Source organism: Streptomyces sp. GD-15H (assembly GCF_045291515.1).
GTDB lineage: Bacteria > Actinomycetota > Actinomycetes > Streptomycetales > Streptomycetaceae > Streptomyces.
In genome coordinates this window covers 7,996,030-8,014,069 of the sequence record NZ_CP149447.1, presented here as the reverse complement: position 1 = coordinate 8,014,069, position 18,040 = coordinate 7,996,030, and the positions used below count along the sequence as shown (strand labels likewise).

Here is an 18,040-nt window from a genome sequence, read left to right as displayed (position 1 = left end):
GCGCCAGTTGTTCCTCTGCCCGCGACAACTCCTCGGACAGGCCAGCGATCTGCTCACGCAGCCGCTCGGCCTGGCCCAGTACCTCAGCCCGCCTGGCCTCCAACGCCTCCATCAACGACGGCACACCACACCCACCCTCGCTCAGCACCCCCGCGCCTCACGGCGGGCTCGACCCCGGCGACGGTAACGGCGTGGTGCGCGATTGAGGTCGGGGCGTGCCGGCCGGGCGGGTCGGCTGGTGAGTGATCACCTTTCGGCGGCGCGGTCGGAGACCAGGCCGGCGACGGCCTGGTAGCTCTCGTCGAAGTATTCGCGGCGTCCGAGGAAGCGCTGGAGGGTTCGCCACTGCTTGTGCTCGGCGTTGGCATGCTCCACGCAGATCCGTTCCGAGGACTGCTGGTGGCGCTTGGCCTCCCAGGCGGCGACTTCCTCGAGCGTTGCGTCCTTCTTCGGCTTAAGCGGCGGGGCGGTGACCTGGTCGGAGAACTCCTTGGCCAGGCCCCGATATCCGGCATCGACGTGGGCCTTGACCTGGGGGAACCGCTCGAACAGGTCGGCGATGCCCTCGGTACGCACGGCGGTCTGGTCGTGCATGCGGCCGGGCCGAAATGCCCCCGCCCACAGCGTGCGGCCCTTGTCGTCGGTGACGACGGTGGCCTTCTTGGTGTTCATCTTCTTCTTGCCCGAGACGAACGCGCGGCGGCCGGGCTTGTGGGCCCGCGGGCGGCGCACCTGGACCTCCGTGCCGTCGATGCGCAGCTCGACGCCTTCGGCAGCTGCGTACGAAAAGACATCCGCCAGGGTGCGAAGGCGCAGGTCGGGGCGGCCGGGGACGGCGAATCCGCGGGCCGCCAGGAGCGGCCGGATCTCGTGGACGGCGCGGGTGACCGTGGAGCGGTCCACCCGGTACAGCTCCGCCAGGGCCGCGTGCGGGAGCTGGAAGCGCAGCACGACCAGGGTGACGATCACCCGGTCGACGAACACCAACTCGTGGTCGGGGCCAGACCCTGGCGCGCGCCGACGGTCGTGACCTCGACGTTCACGCAGTCGCCCCTCCTCCGCGGCCAACCAGGAGTCGGTGAGCTCGACGATGAGTTTGCCAAGGCGCCGCGGGGCGAGGCCGGTGAAGATACGCTTGGACAAGGCCGTGCGGCCCAGGTATTGCGTCACAACAACACCCAAGCCGCACGGCCTACTTCATGCCCCGGCAGTGCCCCGATCGTTACCGTGCACCAAGTCGTAAAAGTCGGCACAATCAGCCACACCCCGAACCCCTGCGAATCACCCCCAACGAGGCACCCTCAGAAGATCTGCACCCATCTGCGATTGCAACGACCGGTGGCGGTCAAGGTCTTTCGGCCCGATACCGGCATCGACATCGAGGAGAACCTGCACAGCGAAGCGGTGATCCTGGCCCGGTTGCACCACCCCGGGCTTGTCACCGCCTACGACGCCGGCCAGCACCACGAACGTGTCTTCCTGGTCATGCAACTGATCGAAGGCAACACACTGAAAAACCGCATCGCCAAGGGCCCGCTGCCCTCCCGAGCGACCGCCGCGCTCGGCGTCGACCTGGCCCACGCACTGGCGCACGCACACGAAGCGGGAATCGTCCACCGAGACGTCAAACCGTCCAACATCCTCCTGGACGCTTCCCACCGCCCCCATCTGACCGACTTCGGCATCTCCCGACTGCTGGACGCCTCCACCCGCACCGCCACCGGCACGCTCATCGGCACCGCCGCCTACCTCTCCCCCGAGCAGGTCCTCGGCCGGCCCGTCGGCCGGCCCGCCGACGTGTACGCCCTCGGCCTGGTGCCTCTGAGGTTCCCCCGAGATGCGGGGAGAGGTGACAGCAGGTCAGATGGGACTCATGAGAGGAGCCCAGACGATGCCTGCCCCGAGAAAGTATCCGCTGGAGTTGCGTGAGCGTGCGGTGCGGATGTACCGCGCTTCCGAGCCGAAGCCCGTCATCCGCCGCATGGCCGAGGAGCTCGGCGTGCATCACGAGGCCCTGCGCGGGTGGATCCGCCAGGCCGAGGCGGACGCCGGCGAGCGGGGCGACCTGCTCACCACCGAGGAGAAGGAAGAGCTCGCCCGGCTGCGGCGCGAGGTGCGTGAGCTGCGCCGGGCGAACGAGGTCCTGCGGACGGCCTCGGCTTTTTTCGCGGCACAGCTCGACCCGACCCGGCCCAGGTGACGGCGCTCGTCGACGAGCATCCGCACCTGGGGGTCGAGCCCGTACTCCGGGAGCTGAACATCCCCTCGTCCACCTACTACCGCTGGCGCCAGGCGGAGAAGGAGCCGTGTGAACGGCGTCGGCGGGACGCCGAGCTGGCCGAGCACATCCGCAAGGTCCACGCCGACTCCGGCGGGATCTACGGTTCGCCGCGCGTGCATGCCGTCCTGAAGCGCGAGGGCGTGTCGATCGGCCGTAAAAGGGTCGAGCGGCTGATGCGCGAGGCCGAGCCGGCCGGCATCAGCCCACGCCGCCCGAACAGGGGCTTCACCCGCCGCGCCCCGGACGCCACCCTCGCCCCGGACCTGGTGCGGCGCGACTTCACCGCGAGCGCGCCGGACCGGCTGTGGGTCACCGACCTGACCATGATCCCCACCGGCGAGGGGCCGCTGTGGCTGTCGGCGATCCGGGACGCCTTCTCCCGCCGGGTGGTGGCCTGGGAGACCTCCGCCCGCGCGGACGCCGACCTGGTCCTGACCACGCTGGAGTACGCCCTCGCCTCCCGCGAGGTCGCCCCCGGCACGCTCATTCATCATGCCGACCACGGCTGTCAGTACACGTCTATCAAGCTCACAACCCGCTTGATGCGGGCGGGAATTGAGGCGTCCATGGGGTCGGTGGGCGACTCGTTCGACAATGCCCTGGCGGGGAACCTGTGGATGCTGGTCAAGACCGAGTGCCTCCGCGGCCGGATCTTCGCCACCCGGGCCGAGGCCAACCTCGCACTCTTCGAGTATCTCGACGGCTTTTACAACAGCCGGCGCATCCAGAAGCGGCTCGGCTACCTCAGCCCCGTCGAGTTCGAGGAGAAGCACTACGCCGAACAGGCAGCGGCCGAACCGGTGAACCTGAAACCCCGCCAACCCGCCCTGACCAGCTGATCAGCCGCTCCCGCACAGCGGGGGAACCTCAACCCGTCAAGGAAGTGCGCCATGTCCTGGACGTGGCGGGCTTCATCATCGTCGACGAAGAGTCGAGACGGCGCCGGGCTTGCGGGGACGGCTGGGCACGCTTCCGTTCCGTGACTTGCGCCCTGCCGGGGGTAGACGACCACAGCCAGACGTCGCTCACCGAAGGAGACGAGTCGTGGACAAGGGCAAACAGATCACAGGTGCGGCCCGTGAGGAACTCGCGCGGGGGATGAAGAAGCAGTATGAGAACGGCCTGTCCATACGGGCCATCGCTGAAGCGCACGGACGGTCGTATGGGTTCGTCCACCGTGTGCTCACCGAGGCAGACACTCCCCTGCGCAGCCGAGGCGGGGACCGGCCATACCGACGGCTCGAAAAGGCCGGGCGTTCACAAGGGTGAACCGTTCTGGGATCGGTGGAGACTCGGACCTGTCCCGAGTTGCGTAGAGTCGGGATGGCGTTGTCACGTTGGTGTGGGTGTGACCAGCTGATGGCATGTCAGGGTGTGGTGGGGCCGGGTGGCAGTTGGCGCTGTCACGTTGGCTGACCGGTGGGATGATCTTCTGGTTGATCAGGCTGGGAGGGTCGTCCGTGGACAGCGCGCCGTCGTACAAGGGGCACCGGTACCCGGTCGAGGTCATCTCCCACTGCGTGTGGCTGTACCACCGCTTCCCGCTGTCGTACCGCGAGGTCGAGGAGCTGATGCCCGAGCGCGGCGTGACCGTCTCCTATGAGACGGTGCGGCGGTGGTGTGGCAAGTTCGGGCAGCAGTACGCCAACTCGTTGCGCCGACGGCAGCCTCAGCCTGGGGACAAGTGGCATCTGGACGAGGTCTTCATCAGGATCAACGGTGAGCAGCGGTACCTGTGGCGGGCCGTCAACCAGGACGGCAGCGTGCTGGACATCCTGGTGCAGGACCGCCGGGACAGGGCCGCGGCCAGGCGTTTCTTCGGGAAGCTCCGCAAGAAGACCGGTACGGTGCCGCGGGTGGTCGTCACCGACAAGCTCCGCTCCTACGGCGCGGCCCACCGCGAGGTCATGCCCTCAGTGGAACATCGTGAAGCGCCCCGGGTTTGATGGAGACATCGAAGACCCGGAAGGATGCCGATCATGGCTGCCCCCCGTAAGTACTCCGACGAACTCCGTGAGCGTGCGACGCGGATGGCGGTCGAGGCCCGTAAAGACCCCGCCGCGCGGACCGGTGCGGTCAAGCGCATCGCCGACCAGCTCGACGTGCACCCCGAGGCCCTGCGGACCTGGGTCAAGCGGGCCGAGACCGACGAAGGCATCGTGGCCGGCACGACGAGCACGGACGCGGCCCGGCTCGCGGAGCTGGAACGCGAGGTGAAGGAACTGAGGCGAGCGAACGCGATCCTGAAGTCCGCGGCGAGTTTCTTCGCGGCGGAGCTGGACCGCCCACTGCGCTGAAGGTCGCCTACATCGACCAGCACAAACAGGAGTTCGGCGTCCAGCCGATCTGCGACGTCCTGACGGGTACGGACGCCGAGATCGCGCCGAGCACCTACTACGCCGCCACCAGCCGACCGCCCTCCGCCCGCAGCCTGCGCGATGCGCAGCTCACCGACGAGATACGCGTGATCCACGCCGCGAACTACGGGGTCTACGGCGCACGCAAGGTGCACGCCGCCCTGCGCAGGGCCGGCCGGAAGGTGGCCCGCTGCACCGTTGAGCGGTTGATGCGCGCTGCGGGCCTGCGCGGCGTCAGCAGGGCCAAGAGCCCGCGCACGACCCGTCCTGCACCGGAGACCGCCAGACCCGCCGACCTGGTGAAACGCCAGTTCACCGCGCAGACACCGAACCAGTTGTGGGTCGCGGACATCACCTACATCAGTACCTTCTCCGGCTGGGTGTACGCCGCGTTCGTCATCGACGTGTACTCCCGCATGGTGGTCGGCTGGCAGGTCGCCACCAGCCTCTACACCGAACTCGCCCTCGACGCACTCGACATGGCCTTGTGGCGCCGCCGGCGCGACGGCGCGGACCTGTCCGGACTGGTCCATCACTCCGACCGCGGCGTGCAATACCGCGCCATCCGCTACACCGAACGCCTGGACGAGGCTGCCGCCGTGGCCTCGGTCGGCTCACGCGGCGACTCGTACGACAACGCCCTCGCCGAGGCGTTCAACAGCCTGTTCAAGGCCGAACTGATCCGCAACAAGGGTCCCTGGAGCGGCATCAACGATGTCGAGATCGCCGTCGCCGAGTACATCGACTGGTTCAACCGGCGAAGGCTCCACGGCGAACTCGGCCACACCCCGCCCTTCGAATACGAGTCCCTCCACGCGGCAACACCCACCCCAGAACTCGCCCTGAAAACCAACTAACCCACCGTCCACCAAACCCGGGGCTTGACATCGCTCGCACAAGGGTTTGAACAACCGGGCGGAGAACAGCCATCAGCCCACGAGGCAGCGTGAACGCGCGATGAAGGGCTTCCGCAGTACCGGCGGGGCGCAGCGGTTCCTGGCCGCATTCAGCGGCATCTCGCCCCACTTCCGGCCCCGCCGCCACCTGATGACCGCACACGACCACCGAGCCGAGATGACCATCCGCTTCGCAATCTGGGAGCAGATCACCGGCGTCGCCGGCCGGTCCACCACGGCCTGACCCCAGGCCCGAAGCGCAAGCCCACCACGCCCCCACGCGCCATCAGACACTCACACACCCAACAACGTGACAACGCCCTCCCATGACACACCTGAGGCACCACGCGGTACGTGGTGCCTCAGGTGGCTTACGACAGGGGCGGTGTGTGCGTGGGACCGGGGTCAGACGCGCACGGTGTACCAGGCACCGAGGCCGCCGCATCCGGTCGCGTTGTAGGTGGTGCTCCGGTAGCCCGACGGGATGGGGAGTAGGGGCACGTCCAGATGCCGTTGCGGACGAGCTGGTGGTACCAGCCGCCGACGCCGGCGCAACCGCTCTGGCTGTAGTTGGTGATGACGTATCCGGAAACGACCGGGGAGCCCCCACAGGTCCAGATGCCGTCACGGGCGAGGCTGTGCTGCCAGGAGCCGATGCCGTCACAACCGCTGCTGATGTAGCCGGTGATGACATACCCGGTCACGATCGGGGAGTAGGTGCACGTCCATATGCCGTCGCGGGCCTCGTGCAGCCAGGATCCTGAACCGTTGCAGCCGCTGCGATCGAACGCGGTGATGACGTAACCGGGAGGGACGGGGGTGCCCGGGCAGGTCCATCCGCCCACCGTGGCCCCCGCGGACCCGGCCTCGGCGGCTGCCGCTGTGCTGGTGGCCATGCCGGCGAAGACGGCCGCGAGCATCGCGACCGCTCCGGCCATCGCGGCGAACCTGCTGCGGAGGAACGACATCGTCGTACGGCCCTGAGGGCGACGCGATTGACTATTCAATTTACACCCATCCCATGGACATTCCGGTGTATTCCCTCTCGGCGACCGAGAGCACCTGGCAGTGGATCAGGAGGCACCCTAGTCGGCACGGATGGTGAAAAATGTGACTGTCGAAAACCAGTAACCACATTGTCCTGAATTAGACATGAGGACCCCGTCAGCACGACATCGGGTCTCGGGCAGGCTCAGCGTTCGCAACACGGTCACGACCACTTCTCGTTGAGGCGTCTCCAGCAGACGAGGCCGCGAGCGAAGGAGGCCGGCAGGACTCGGTGCAGTCGGTCGAGGACCCCTGCACTTCTGCCACCGGTCCTGGCGGCGCCAGCACGTCCGGCCCGAGCCGAACCCCAGGTCCGCCAGGACGAACACAATGTCCTGCGAACCGTGCACAGGACCGTGTGACGAGCTCATCGGCAGGCCGTCTCATCCGACGGACCGCGCCAAGGATCAGCCATGCGCGGCAGCACCGGGCTCCGCCTGATCGATCCCCCCGACGCCGCCCCCAATCGCCGCGCACCGGGTGCGGGACTTCGAGGCTTTCCGGCCATGGGAACCGGCCCGGCCGGCCTTCTTCACCCCGGAGGCCAGGCGAAGCGGATCGGCAACTGGCCGGATACCGGGCCGTGTGTCGCTCGAAAATACGATTCGGTGCTGTGAGCTGCGGCGAGGCCGTTCGGTCAGGCGGTTCTCCGGTACTGGTTGATCAGGCCGCCGAGGAGGGATTGTCGCCGGATTCGCTGGGCCTGGAGGTCGGTGACGGTGGCTGGAGCGGGCGGTTTGGTGCTGTCCGGGGGCAGTTGCCGCCGGGACTGGTGGGGGCGGTGCTGGTTGTAGTGCCGGATGTACTCGGCCAGGACCGCCTGGGCATGGGCCTCGTGGTAGATCAGGATCCGGTCGAGGAGTTCGCGCCGGAGGGTGCCCACGGCTCTCTCGCAGATCGCGTTCGCCCTCGGTGCCTGCGGCGGGCTGAGCAGGATCTGCACGTCGTCGGCCTGGAAGACGGCATCGAAGGCGTCGGTGTACTTCGCATCCCGGTCCCGCAGCAGAAAGCGCAGCGAGTCCATCCGGCACCCCAACGTCATGGCGAGATTCCTCGCCTGCTGGATGGTCCACTGCGCGGTGGGGTGGGCGGTGACGCCGGCGAGGTGTGGTCGGCGAGTGCCGTGCTCGATGAAGATCGGGGCGTACAGGCGCTCCAGCGCCACGGTGTCGAGGTGCAGGAAGTCGGCGGCGATGACGCCGTGGGCCTGGGGGGTGCGGAACTGGCGCCGGGCAGGGCCGGAGCGATGCGGGGCGGGGGCAACTCCCGAGGACTGCAGGATCTCCCCTACGGTGGACGGGGCGACGGAGTGGCCGAGGCGGGCGAGCTCGCCCTGGATGCGGCGGTGGCCCCAGGTGCTGTTCTCGCGCGCCAGACGGAGAATGAGCTGCTTGACGGTGGGCGCAGTCGGAGGCCGTCCCGGGTGGCGGCGCTCGGTGAATGCCCACTTCCGGGAGACCAGGCGTCGGTGCCAGGCCGGCAGCGTGGTCGGCGTGACCGCGAAGACCTGACGCCGGCGCTCCCGCGGGACCAGCCGGGAAAGGACGGCCGGCCAGACCCGGTCGGCGGACTCAGAGCGGACCCGAGCGATCTGGCGGCGCAGCACCGCGTTCTCGTGCCGCAGCGCCAGCACCTCCGCGTCCTTGGCCACCCGGCTGCGCAGCACGGCAGCGGGCACCTTGATCAGATTCCGGACCAGCGCGGTGACGATCGACAGCGGCATCGAAGGATCATCCCAGGCGCCGCGGAGGCCGTTGCCCCACACGGAGAAGCTGCAGGCCAGACCCAGAATCGTATCTCCGAGCGGGACACGGTTTCGTGACGTTCAGGCCGCGTCCCTCGGTCCATTCCGCGAGATACAGCGCGGCACGCTGTCGTGCGGTGCCAGGGGCCCGCAGACCGTACACCTCGTGCAGTTCGGCGATGAGCTTGAATTCGATGGAGGCCGTTCCGAGGATGCCCGCGGCCAGCTCCGCGGGCATGGCCGGCGGCGTGGGCAGCGCCGCAGCGGACCCGACGCCCGCTCCCACGGCCTCGGTGCCCCGTACCGCACCGGTGACCAGGTGGTCGGCGATCTCCTCCGGGCCCAGGTGAGAACTCACAGAACTGAGACAGCGTCACCCCTCACGGGATAGCACCCCCACGACAGCGATGCTCCGCGGATCTCTCACGTCCAGGACAGTAACCCCACGTCCCTAAACCACCACCGACCAGCAACAACGCACCCAGGTCCACTGTCTTTCACTCCACTGTCCCGAAACCGAGAGATCGCAGCCAGCAGCCGGCTCCCGGGAAAGCGGGAGCGCGTCCCTCGGCCCCCGCCTCGACCGCCAGGCCGTCACCTGGCTGCTGGAACGCCACGGCTCCCCGGACGCCCTGCGGAAGGCCGGCCGCCGCAGGCTCGTCGAACTGATCCGCCCCAAGGCCCCGCGCATGGCCACCTCGGCTCATCGACGACGTCTTCGACGCGCTCGACGAACGGAGTGCCGCCGTTCCGGGCACCGGCACCCCCGGCCTCGTCGTCCCGTCCCTGGCCCGCTCGCTCACGGCCGTCCACGAACGACGCCGGGCCCTGGAAGCCCAGATCAGCGAACTGCCGGAGGCGCACCCTCTTTCCCAGGTCCTGACGTCACTGCGAACCCCGTGGTGCTGCGCGACGGCCGCACCCCCGCCTCACCACCAGTGTGCTTCGCACGGTGCCGGGCCGCCCGGTGACGCCGCGGTCACCGGCTCGCCCGGCCGGCAGCACACCACCGCCGGCCGGGCACCGCCTCAGCAGGCGTCGTACTTCCAGTCGCCCCGCTCCTTCAGCCACGGCTGCTCCTGGCCGAAATCCGGAACGCCCTCGACCTCGTACTCCACGAGGACCCGGCCGTCCTCCGTGCCCACCGTCTCCCCGCGCACCTTGACACCGGTGGCGCGCCGCGGCCCGTGCTTCTCGGCGGCCTGCGCCACTGCGGCCTCGTACGCGGTGCCACCGTGCTCGGCGGCGTGGTCGTCCCCGCCCTTCTCATCGGCGTGGCCGTGGGCCTCCCCCTCCTCGCCCTCGGCCGCGTGGTCCATCTCGTCGCTGACCACGCCCCGGCAGCGCTCCGAGAGCATTCCGAACGTGGTCGCCGCGTCTCCGCCGAAGTAGGCGGCGGTGTACTTCTCCACCGCCTCGGTCAGCGCGGCGTCCGCGTCCTTCAGCGGCGGCGTCCGCTCCTGCGAAGACCCGTTCTCCCTACCGCCGCTCGAGGACTCGTCGGCCGAACATCCGGTGAGGGTGAGAAACGCGGCAGCCACGCTCGCCGACAGGATGACGCACACGCGCATGATTCTCTCCGTGACAGGTACGTGGGCCGATGGCGGAACGGAAGATCCGGAGGGCATGCTGCCACACGGAGCGGCCGACCGCAGGAGGCGGATTCCGTGCAAATCCCTTGCGCCAGACGAGTTCTGCACACACCGCCGCGCCCAGGGTCCGGGCCGTCTCCCGCCGCAGCCGCAGACCGTTCGGGCCGACGAGGATCGTAGATCCCCCGTGACCCGCGACGCCCAGCGGCAGAGGACCGGGCGGGGACGGGCCCAGCTGCGAGCCGCTCTCAAACGCAGCGGCCGCACCCGTTCCTTCGACAGCGAAACCGAGCGCCTGCGAGGCATCTTCCGCTCGAAGTACGCTCGCCAGCTCCCAGCCGTCGAGGAAGCCTTCGGCCACCAGCTCCTGGCCCTCCTCAAGCAGCTGGACGCCGCCTGCCAGGCCGCGGACGACCTCGCGGCAGCCGTCGATGAGGCATTCCGCCAGCACGCCGACAGCGAGCTCCTGCTCAGCTTTCCCGGGCGTTGTCAGGTTGCCTGGGGGCCTGTCGATAGGATGATCTTGGGGTTGGCTTGGCGGGGTCGGGGAGGGTGGCCGTGGAGGCCGGGGCGGCGGTGTCGTACAAGGGGTTCCGGTTCCCGGCGGAGATCATCGCGCACGCAGTGTGGCTGTACTACCGCTTCCCGCTCAGCTACCGCGAGGTCGAGGAGCTGCTGCTCGCCCGCGGGATTACTGTCTCCCACGAGACGATCCGCCAGTGGTGCGACCGGTTCGGGCCCCAGTATGCGGCCGGCCTGCGCCGCCGCCGACCCCAGGGCGGCGACAAATGGCACCTGGACGAGGTGTTCGTGAAGATCAACGGTGTGCGGCACTACCTGTGGCGGGCCGTCGACCAGGACGGCACCGTGCTGGACATCCTCGTGCAGTCGAAGCGGGACGTGAAGGCCGCGAAGCGGTTCCTGGCCAAGCCGATGAAGAAGCAGCGCCGGGTGCCCAGAGTGCTGGTCACCGACAAGCTCCGCTCCTACGGCGTGGCCCACCGCAAGGTGATGCCCTCGGTCGAGCACCGTTCGCACAAGGGATTGAACAACCGGGCCGAGAACTCCCACCAGCCCACCCGCCGGCGCGAACGCGCGATGAAGTACTTCCGCTCACCGGGGGCTTGTGAAGAATCAACATGGCGATTCGGCCTTCTGCGGGGCGTTTTCGGGTGGTGCGAACCGGCTCCCCCCACCACAGCGGCGAACCCGCCCGCCGGGCAGCGGATCCTCGCCGCCCTCCAGCTCGAAGACCCCCTTCCGCACCGTCGTCTCGCTCACGCCCGCAGTGCGCGCGACGGCCCGGACCCCGCCATGGCCCAGCAGCCGGGCCTCGGTGGCCAGCACCAGCCGCCGCTGCCGCTCATCCAGATGCGGAAACAACACCCCGAATCTCAGGGCGGGTTGATCACGAACCTCACTCGGTATGCGCATACCAGACCAACGCGCCAGAGCCCGCAAAGCAACGTGTTGATTCTTCACAAGCCCCCGACGCTGCGGAAGCCTTTCATCGCGCGTTCGCGCTGCCTCGTCGGCTGGTGGCTGTTCTCGGCCCGGTTGTTCAGGCCCCAGGGGGCTGTCGAAAAATAACTCGTCGATTTCTGGCTTCCGTTGGCCCGTAGGATGCCGGGGTGACGGAGGGGATAGCGCCGGGGTTGGCGGAGACGTTGGGGTTGTTGTTGCCGCATCTGGATGAGCGGCAGCGGCGGCTGGTGCTCGGGGCGGCTGCACGGGTCTACGGGCATGGCGGAATTCGGCTGATGGCCGGTGTCGCGGGCGCCGCGGAGTCGACGGTGGCTCGTGGACTGCGGGAGCTGGAGCGGGGCGAGGAGAGTGACGGCCGGGTCCGGGCTGTTGGTGCAGGCCGCAAGCGGCTGCGGGATCTTGACCCGGAGTTGGTTCCGGGTCTCCTGGCGCTGGTTGAGCCCGGCGAGCGCGGCGACCCGGAGTCGCCGTTGCGTTGGACGGTGAAGTCGACCCGCGCCCTGGCTGCGGAACTGACGCGGCAGGGACGGCGGGTCGGGCATGACACCGTGGCCGCGCTCCTGAAGGCCGAGGGATTCTCCCTGCAGGCCACCTCGCGTACCACCGAAGGGGCCCGCCACCCTGACCGTGACGCCCAGTTCCGCTACATCAACGACCAGGTCACGGCGTGTCTCGCGGACGGGCAGCCGGTCATCAGCGTGGACGCGAAGAAGAAGGAGACGCTGGGCCGCTACGCGGTCATCGGACGGGAATGGCACCGGGCCGGGCATCCTGTCGAGGTCCGTGCGCACGATTTCCCCGAGAAGGGTGCTCTCAAGGCGGTCCCGTACGGGATCTACGACATCGGCGCGGACGCCGGCTGGGTAACGGTGGGCTGTGACGGCGATACCTCCGCGTTCGCCGTGGCCACCCTGCGCCGCTGGTGGGACAGGGAGGGACGGCACCGTTACCCCGGCGCCTCCCGGCTGCTGATCACAGCCGACGCGGGCGGCTCCAACGGCTACCGAGTACGGGCCTGGAAGAAGGAACTCGCCGCCTTCGCCCTGGACAGCGGCCTGCAGGTGACCGTCTGTCACTTTCCGCCGGGCACATCAAAGTGGAATAAAATAGAGCACCGGCTGTTCTCCCAGATCAGCATCAACTGGCGCGGACGCCCTCTGACCAGCCACGAAGTCGTTGTCTCCACCATCGGCGCCACCCGGACCCGCACCGGACTGACCGTCCACGCCGAACTCGACCCCGGCGCCTACCCCACCGGCGTCACCGTCCCCGACGGCGTCATGGACCGCCTGCCCCTCACGCCGCACGACTGGCACGGCACCTGGAACTACACCGTGCGACCCGAACCGCTCGCCCCGCCCGCGCCCAGGCCACCTCGTGACCCGGCCTTCGGCAGGTTCCCCGCCGGAGACAAGACCCCCGCCTGGCTACGTCATCCAAGCCTCACCGGCCTGGAACCGGCGGTCTTCGACAGCCTCGTCGCCCGCTACCGCACCTGGTGCACGGAGCACCCTCCCGTCCTACTCCCCGGGAAACGACCCAACGGTGGTCCCGGCGCCGGCGGCCGTCGACTCTCCGCCGCCGATCACCTCACGGTCCTCCTCCTCAAGAACCGCTGGTCCATGACCCACGCCCTGCTGGCCGAGGTGACCGGACTGACCAAGAGCAGGATCGGTGCGACGCTCCGGGACGCCAACCCCGTCCTCACCGCACTCGGCCACACGATCCCCGCCGGCCCTCTCACCGTCACCACGACGCAGCAACTCGCCACCATCGCCGGGCACGACTCCACGCCCCCATAACTCCACATCAAGATCGAGGAGTTATTTTTCGACAGCCCCCTGGTTCAGGCCCTTGTGCGAGCGGTGCTCGACGGAGGGCATGACCTGGCGGTGGGCGGCGCCGTAGGAGCGCAGCTTGTCGGTGACGAGCACCCGCGGGACCGCGCGCGTCTTCTGCAGCAGGCGGCGGAAGAAGCGCTGGGCCGCGGCCTTGTCCCGGCGGGACTGGACGAGGATGTCCAGCACGGTGCCGTCGGCGTCGACGGCCCGCCAGAGGTACTTCTGCTCGCCGTTGATCGTGAGGAAGACCTCGTCCAGGTGCCACTTATCGCCCGGCCTCGCACGCCGGCGGCGCAGCGCGTTGGCGTAGGACTGCCCGAACTTCAGACACCACCGGCGGATCGTCTCGTGGGACACGATGACGCCGCGCTGCAGCATCAGCTCCTCCACCTCACGGAATGACAGCGGGAAGCGGAAGTACCGCCACACGCAGTGGGAGATCACCTCCACCGGGCACCGGTGCCCCTTGTACGACGGCGGCATACTGCCCACGGACAACCCCCTCCACCATGATCAACCCGAAGATCATTCCACCCCGCCAGCCAACGTGACAGCGCCCGAGCGGACGGTAGCCGCCCGGGCTCGTGCTGCCGCGCAGATGGCGGACCCCTCTCTCACCGCGAACCCGCACCAGCCAGTTCTGCTGTCTTCCGCGCCAGGGGCCTCGTTCGGGCTGTCCGGCTCCTTCACCGTCTCGTTCGTTGAAGCCGAGGGCTGGGACATCGACGACGACCTGGGCGACGTCGAGGAAGGCAGTCCAGAGGACTTGGCCGAGGAGGACTACCTTCTCGCCAGCCTTGCCGACGAGTACGCCGCGGCAGGCCACGGGGATCTGGCCGCACCGTCCGGACCGTCGTCCGATACAGCCCGCGACAAGGCCGCTGAACAGACGCAGGAGGCCGCTGGGGTAAGAGTCCCTAACAAAATAGGGTGCTTGCATTATTCTGGGTGTACTGGTGCGAGTTCGTGCCGATCGGGAGGTGTGTGATGTCCCGCCCCAAGCCCTGGGAGATCGACGACGACCTGTGGGCCCTGATCGAGCCGTTGCTGCCAGTGGTGGAGCGCCGACCCGACCACCCGGGCCGCAAACGACTGGACGACCGCAAGGCCCTGCAGGGCATCCTGTTCGTGCTGTCCACCAACATCCAGTGGGAGTGGCTGCCGCAGGAACTGGGCTTCGGCTCGGGCATGACCTGCTGGCGCCGACTGCGGGACTGGAACCAGGCCGGCGTCTGGCACCAGCTGCAGGAGATCCTGCTGGCGAAGCTGCGCGGTGCGGACCAGTTGGACTTCTCCCGCGCCGCCATCGACACCTCCCACGTCCGCGCCCTGCGAGGCGGCCCAAAACCGGGCCGAGTCCGGTCGACCGCGCCCGGCCAGGCTCGAAACACCACCTGATCACCGACGCGCACGGAACTCCGTTGGCGGTCTCGCTCACCGGCGGCAACCGCAACGACGTCACCCAGCTGATGCCGCTGCTGCGGGCGATCCCCGCCGTCCGCGGCCACCGCGGGCGTCCCCGGTTCCGGCCGCGCCGTCTGTATGCGGACCGCGGCTACGACCACGACCGCTATCGCCGCATGGTCCGCGCCCTGGGCATCACCCCGGTCATCGCCCGCCGCGGACAGGTGCACGGCTCGGGCCTCGGCGTTCACCGGTGGGTGGTCGAGCGTGGACTGTCGTGGCTGCACGGTTTCCGGCATTTGAGGATCCGTTGGGAGCGCCGGGACGACATCCATGACGCCTTCCTGCAGTTGGCTGTCTGCCTCATCCTGCACCGGCGCGTCCGAGCACTCTGTTAGGACCTCTAAGCCTGAATCCACCGACCTGATGGCTGTGGATGACTCTTCGAGAAACGAGGAAGTGCCTTGTGACCTGCGATGATGGGAGTTCTTGAGGCTTCCAGTACGCACGATCGGCAAGGCACTTCCGAGATGCAAGTTTCCCATACCCCAGCGGCGGTCTCCGCTGCGTTCGATGACCCGAACCTGGTCGCGCAGGCCGGGCTGGTTCCGGTGCTGCGGCTGGCCGAGCGGTGCGGGCTGTCGCGGCTGGTGGCGGAGAGGGTGAAGCTGACCGGGGCGAAGAACGGGGCGGGTGCCGCGGCGGACGCCAAGGTCAGCAGCATCGTGGCCGGCATGGCCGCCGGTGCGAACAGCATTGACGACCTCCACACCCTGCGGCACGGCGCGCTGCCGGCCCTGTTCCAAGGGGTCCGTGCGCCGTCCACGCTGGGCACGTTCCTGCGCGCGTTCACCCACGGTCACGCCCTCCAACTCCACGCCGTGCACCGCAGGTTCCTCGGTCAACTGGCCGCGCACACCCCGCTGCTTCCCGGCTCCGGCGAGAAGGCGTTCATCGACGTCGACTCCACCCACAAGCGGGTCTACGGCCGGGCCAAGCAGGGCGCCGAGTACGGCCGGTTCAGGGGCATCCGCACCCTGCACCCCCTGCTCGCCACGGTCTGCACCCCGCATTCCCGGCCGGTGATCGCCGGAGTGCGGATGCGCCGGGGCAAGGCGGCCGATTCCCGTGGGGCCCCGAAGTTCGTCAGTGAGGCCCTGGCCACCGCCGTCGAGGCGGGCTGCACCGGCACCCGGATCCTGCGCGCGGACTCGCAGTTCTACAACGCCGGGGTGATCGCCGCCTGCCGCCGGGCCGGCGCCCACTTCTCGATCACCACCGGCATGAACCCCTCCGTCAAGCGGGCCGTCCTCGGCATCCCCGACCAGGCCTGGCAGCCGATCACGTACCCGACCGCGGTGCCCGATCCCGAGACCGGTGACCTCATCTCGGACGCCGAGGTCGCCGAGATACCCGCCTACACCGCGTTCGCCGGCCGCAGGAAAGCGGAGCGGGTCACCGCGCGGCTGATCGTGCGTCGGGTCCGTGACCTGGCCAAACCCGCCGTCGTGGGTGCGCAGGGCGAGTTGTTTCCCGTATGGCGCTACCACCCCTTCTTCACCGACCAGCCCGCACAAACCCTCCAGGCCGAGCGGGAACACCGCCACCACGCGGTCATCGAGCAGGTCATCGCGGACAGCAAGGCCGGGGCACTGGCCCACCTGCCGTCCGGGCACTTCCATGCCAACGCCGCCTGGCTCACCCTGTGGGCGATGACCTACAACCTGCTGCGGGCCACCGGTTCCTTGGCCTCCGCGTTCCACGCCAGGGCCACCACCGCCACGATCCGTACCCACCTGGTCCACGTTCCGGCCCGGATCGCCCGCTCCGCCCGCCGCATCACCCTGCACCTGCCGCACAACTGGCCCTGGCAGCCCGCCTGGACACACCTGTTCTCCACCGCCCACGGGCCTGGCCGATACGAACAGTCCCTGTCCGCCCCGTCCGCAAGGGCCCGACCGGAACCGAACCGTGGAAATGCTGGGCAGACCAGCGGATACCACCTGCCCGCACCCAGCCACCGGCCCGGAGACCCACCAGAAGATCAACTTCAGACTACGTCGGTGGATCGAGGCTAAGCGGCATGCGCATCTACGATCCGTACCAGGAGGCCCAGGCATGGTGACGACGGCCCAGCCTGCCACCGCGCAGCACGGCGCTTTCAACCTGCTGACCACGTGGGACGGCTGGCAGCAGTTCGTCGACACTCCCCTCGCCCCGGCACGGGACGCCAACGACCAGGAGTGGACCCTGGAGCAGCGGGAGGACTACCACGCGCGGTTCGTGGTGCTGAAAACCCCCGCGATGGACGCCATCTCCACCGCGGTACGCCGTCTGCTGCTGCTCAACCGTGGCCAGCAGGGCGGAGCTCGGCACGGCCTGATCATCTCCGGGCCGGCGACCACCGGGAAGACCACTGCGATGCAGCAGCTCGGGCGCACCCCGGCCGGACACCCGGATCCGGCCGGACGTCACGGCCCCTCGTCCACGGGATCACCGGAGTGCGCACCACCGGTCCTGGCCTCCAGCGCGCACAGCACGGCCACCATGTCCTCGCCCCCGTGCCCCCGGGCCACGGTCTCGTCGAAGAGGATGTGGCAGGTGTCCAGGAGCGGGGAGGCCAGGCCGGCCTTGCGTGCGGCCTCCGCGATCAGGCGGTTGTTCTTGAGCACGTCTGCGGCCGCGGCCTGGACGGTGAAGTCCCGGACGAGCAGCTTGGGGGCCTTCATCCGCGAGACGGCGCTGGCCATCGGGCCCGCGTCCAGGACCTCGAGGAAGCGACGGCGGTCGAGCCCGTGCCGGTCGGCAAAGTGGAACGCCTCGGTCAGCCCGGTGACCTGGGTGATCAGGAACAGGTTCACCGAGAGCTTCATCAGCAGGGCGTTCGGGACCGGGCCGCAGTCGAACGTCTCACGGCACAGGGGCGCGAGCAGGGGCCGTGCGGCCGCCGTGGCGGCGGCGTCGCCCGCGAGCATCGCGACCAGTTGCCCCTGCTCCGCCGGGACCCGCGATCCGGAGACGGGGACCTCCGCGTAGGCACCGCCCGCGGCGCGGACGGCGGCCTCCAACGCGGACGAGTACTCCGGCGACGTGGTGCCCATGTGGACGACCGTGCGCCCGGCCACGCGGGCGGCGAAGTCCGGGGTGCCGCGTGCCAGCACCGTGTCGACCGCCGTCTCGTCGGCCAGCATGAGGATCACGGTGGCGGCCCGGTCGAAGACCTCGGCGGGACCCCCGGCCACCTCGGCTCCGGCGTCGTGCAGGGGTGCGCACCGCTCGGTGGTGCGGTTCCAGACGACGAGGGGCGTCCCGGTGCGGGCGAGGTTGAGCGCCATGGGCAGGCCCATGACCCCGAGTCCAATGAAGCCGACGTACACGATGCACCGCCATCTC

11 protein-coding genes, 11 pseudogenes and 1 other annotated feature are annotated in these 18,040 nt (G+C 69.1%); of the genes and pseudogenes, 13 read left to right on the top strand and 9 right to left on the bottom strand.

The annotated features are described in order from the left end of the window. Positions 1-246: 246 nt before the first annotated feature. Complete coding sequence (locus WJ438_RS37955) at positions 247-1,143, bottom strand: transposase family protein (protein ID WP_406729183.1); 897 nt, start codon at positions 1,141-1,143, stop codon at positions 247-249. Between the two features lie 177 nt (positions 1,144-1,320). Between WJ438_RS37955 and WJ438_RS37950 the strand changes: the two are divergent. The 7 genes and pseudogenes from WJ438_RS37950 to WJ438_RS37920 form a co-directional block, all read left to right on the top strand. Beyond that, positions 1,321-1,824: pseudogene (locus WJ438_RS37950) on the top strand (serine/threonine-protein kinase); the annotation flags it as partial. A 67-nt stretch (positions 1,825-1,891) separates the two neighbouring features. Further along, complete coding sequence (locus tag WJ438_RS37945; RefSeq protein ID WP_030420377.1) at positions 1,892-2,200, top strand: transposase; 309 nt, start codon at positions 1,892-1,894, stop codon at positions 2,198-2,200. After that, positions 2,197-3,120 (top strand): IS3 family transposase, encoded by a 924-nt coding sequence (locus WJ438_RS37940; RefSeq protein WP_406729182.1) that lies wholly within the window; start codon positions 2,197-2,199, stop codon positions 3,118-3,120. Before WJ438_RS37945 ends, WJ438_RS37940 begins: the two co-directional genes overlap by 4 nt. Positions 3,121-3,325: 205 nt before the next feature. Next, the gene (locus WJ438_RS37935) at positions 3,326-3,550 is read left to right on the top strand and encodes a helix-turn-helix domain-containing protein (RefSeq protein ID WP_406729181.1); all 225 of its coding nucleotides are present in this window, start codon (positions 3,326-3,328) and stop codon (positions 3,548-3,550) included. Positions 3,551-3,705: 155 nt separating this feature from the next. Then, a pseudogene (locus tag WJ438_RS37930) lies at positions 3,706-4,209 on the top strand (IS6 family transposase); the annotation flags it as partial. A 51-nt stretch (positions 4,210-4,260) separates the two neighbouring features. Then, positions 4,261-5,495 (top strand): IS3 family transposase gene (locus tag WJ438_RS37925; protein WP_406727042.1). Its coding sequence is split into 2 segments (ribosomal slippage): positions 4,261-4,540 and positions 4,540-5,495, totalling 1,236 coding nucleotides; the frame shifts between segments, so codons are not numbered across the junction. Then, positions 4,536-4,667, top strand: a sequence feature (AL1L pseudoknot). It overlaps the preceding gene by 132 nt. A gap of 28 nt (positions 5,496-5,523) precedes the next feature. Further along, positions 5,524-5,778, top strand: a pseudogene (locus WJ438_RS37920) (DDE-type integrase/transposase/recombinase); the annotation flags it as partial. 127 nt (positions 5,779-5,905) lie between these two features. Here WJ438_RS37920 and WJ438_RS37915 read toward each other — a convergent pair. The 3 genes and pseudogenes from WJ438_RS37915 to WJ438_RS37905 all read right to left on the bottom strand — a co-directional run. Then, on the bottom strand, positions 5,906-6,502 hold the full coding sequence (locus tag WJ438_RS37915; RefSeq protein ID WP_406729180.1) for a hypothetical protein: 597 nt from the start codon (positions 6,500-6,502) through the stop codon (positions 5,906-5,908). A gap of 716 nt (positions 6,503-7,218) precedes the next feature. Beyond that, positions 7,219-8,304 carry an integrase core domain-containing protein gene (locus WJ438_RS37910; protein WP_406729179.1) on the bottom strand — a complete coding sequence of 362 codons (1,086 nt, stop codon included), beginning with the start codon at positions 8,302-8,304 and terminating at the stop codon, positions 7,219-7,221. Positions 8,305-8,392: 88 nt separating this feature from the next. Then, a pseudogene (locus tag WJ438_RS37905) lies at positions 8,393-8,671 on the bottom strand (hypothetical protein); the annotation flags it as partial. 220 nt (positions 8,672-8,891) lie between these two features. Between WJ438_RS37905 and WJ438_RS37900 the strand changes: the two are divergent. Next, positions 8,892-9,216, top strand: a pseudogene (locus tag WJ438_RS37900) (IS110 family transposase); the annotation flags it as partial. Positions 9,217-9,353: 137 nt separating this feature from the next. On the opposite strand, the gene WJ438_RS37895 reads toward WJ438_RS37900, so the two are convergent. Further along, a complete protein-coding gene (locus tag WJ438_RS37895; protein ID WP_406729990.1) occupies positions 9,354-9,896 on the bottom strand; it encodes a hypothetical protein in 543 nt (180 codons plus the stop codon). 250 nt (positions 9,897-10,146) lie between these two features. On the opposite strand from WJ438_RS37895, the pseudogene WJ438_RS37890 reads away from it, so the two are divergent. Both WJ438_RS37890 and WJ438_RS37885 read left to right on the top strand, forming a co-directional pair. After that, positions 10,147-10,401: pseudogene (locus WJ438_RS37890) on the top strand (IS110 family transposase); the annotation flags it as partial. 74 nt (positions 10,402-10,475) lie between these two features. Next, positions 10,476-11,048, top strand: a pseudogene (locus WJ438_RS37885) (IS6 family transposase); the annotation flags it as partial. A gap of 45 nt (positions 11,049-11,093) precedes the next feature. On the opposite strand, the pseudogene WJ438_RS37880 reads toward WJ438_RS37885, so the two are convergent. Both WJ438_RS37880 and WJ438_RS37875 read right to left on the bottom strand, forming a co-directional pair. Beyond that, positions 11,094-11,351, bottom strand: a pseudogene (locus tag WJ438_RS37880) (ISAzo13 family transposase); the annotation flags it as partial. Between the two features lie 47 nt (positions 11,352-11,398). Beyond that, a pseudogene (locus WJ438_RS37875) lies at positions 11,399-11,485 on the bottom strand (IS6 family transposase); the annotation flags it as partial. A 63-nt stretch (positions 11,486-11,548) separates the two neighbouring features. Here WJ438_RS37875 and WJ438_RS37870 point away from each other — a divergent pair. After that, the gene (locus tag WJ438_RS37870) at positions 11,549-13,204 is read left to right on the top strand and encodes an ISAzo13 family transposase (RefSeq protein ID WP_406729178.1); all 1,656 of its coding nucleotides are present in this window, start codon (positions 11,549-11,551) and stop codon (positions 13,202-13,204) included. 33 nt (positions 13,205-13,237) lie between these two features. Here WJ438_RS37870 and WJ438_RS37865 read toward each other — a convergent pair. Then, positions 13,238-13,726, bottom strand: a pseudogene (locus WJ438_RS37865) (IS6 family transposase); the annotation flags it as partial. A 504-nt stretch (positions 13,727-14,230) separates the two neighbouring features. On the opposite strand from WJ438_RS37865, the gene WJ438_RS37860 reads away from it, so the two are divergent. After that, positions 14,231-15,045 (top strand): IS5 family transposase gene (locus WJ438_RS37860; protein WP_406724978.1). Its coding sequence is split into 2 segments (ribosomal slippage): positions 14,231-14,585 and positions 14,585-15,045, totalling 816 coding nucleotides; the frame shifts between segments, so codons are not numbered across the junction. Positions 15,046-15,177: 132 nt separating this feature from the next. Further along, positions 15,178-16,557 (top strand): annotated as a pseudogene (locus tag WJ438_RS37855) (IS1380 family transposase); the annotation flags it as partial. 561 nt (positions 16,558-17,118) lie between these two features. Here WJ438_RS37855 and WJ438_RS37850 read toward each other — a convergent pair. Next, positions 17,119-18,024, bottom strand: coding sequence for an NAD(P)-dependent oxidoreductase (locus WJ438_RS37850; RefSeq protein ID WP_406729177.1), 906 nt, complete (start codon positions 18,022-18,024; stop codon positions 17,119-17,121). Positions 18,025-18,040: the final 16 nt, after the last annotated feature.

Bases quoted from the DNA above. Each gene is read 5' to 3' on its own strand.
- WJ438_RS37945 (WP_030420377.1), top strand. From the start codon at position 1,892: ATGCCTGCCCCGAGAAAGTATCCGCTGGAGTTGCGTGAGCGTGCGGTG.
- WJ438_RS37915 (WP_406729180.1), bottom strand. From the start codon at position 6,502: ATGTCGTTCCTCCGCAGCAGGTTCGCCGCGATGGCCGGAGCGGTCGCG.
- WJ438_RS37910 (WP_406729179.1), bottom strand. From the start codon at position 8,304: ATGCCGCTGTCGATCGTCACCGCGCTGGTCCGGAATCTGATCAAGGTG.
- WJ438_RS37895 (WP_406729990.1), bottom strand. From the start codon at position 9,896: ATGCGCGTGTGCGTCATCCTGTCGGCGAGCGTGGCTGCCGCGTTTCTC.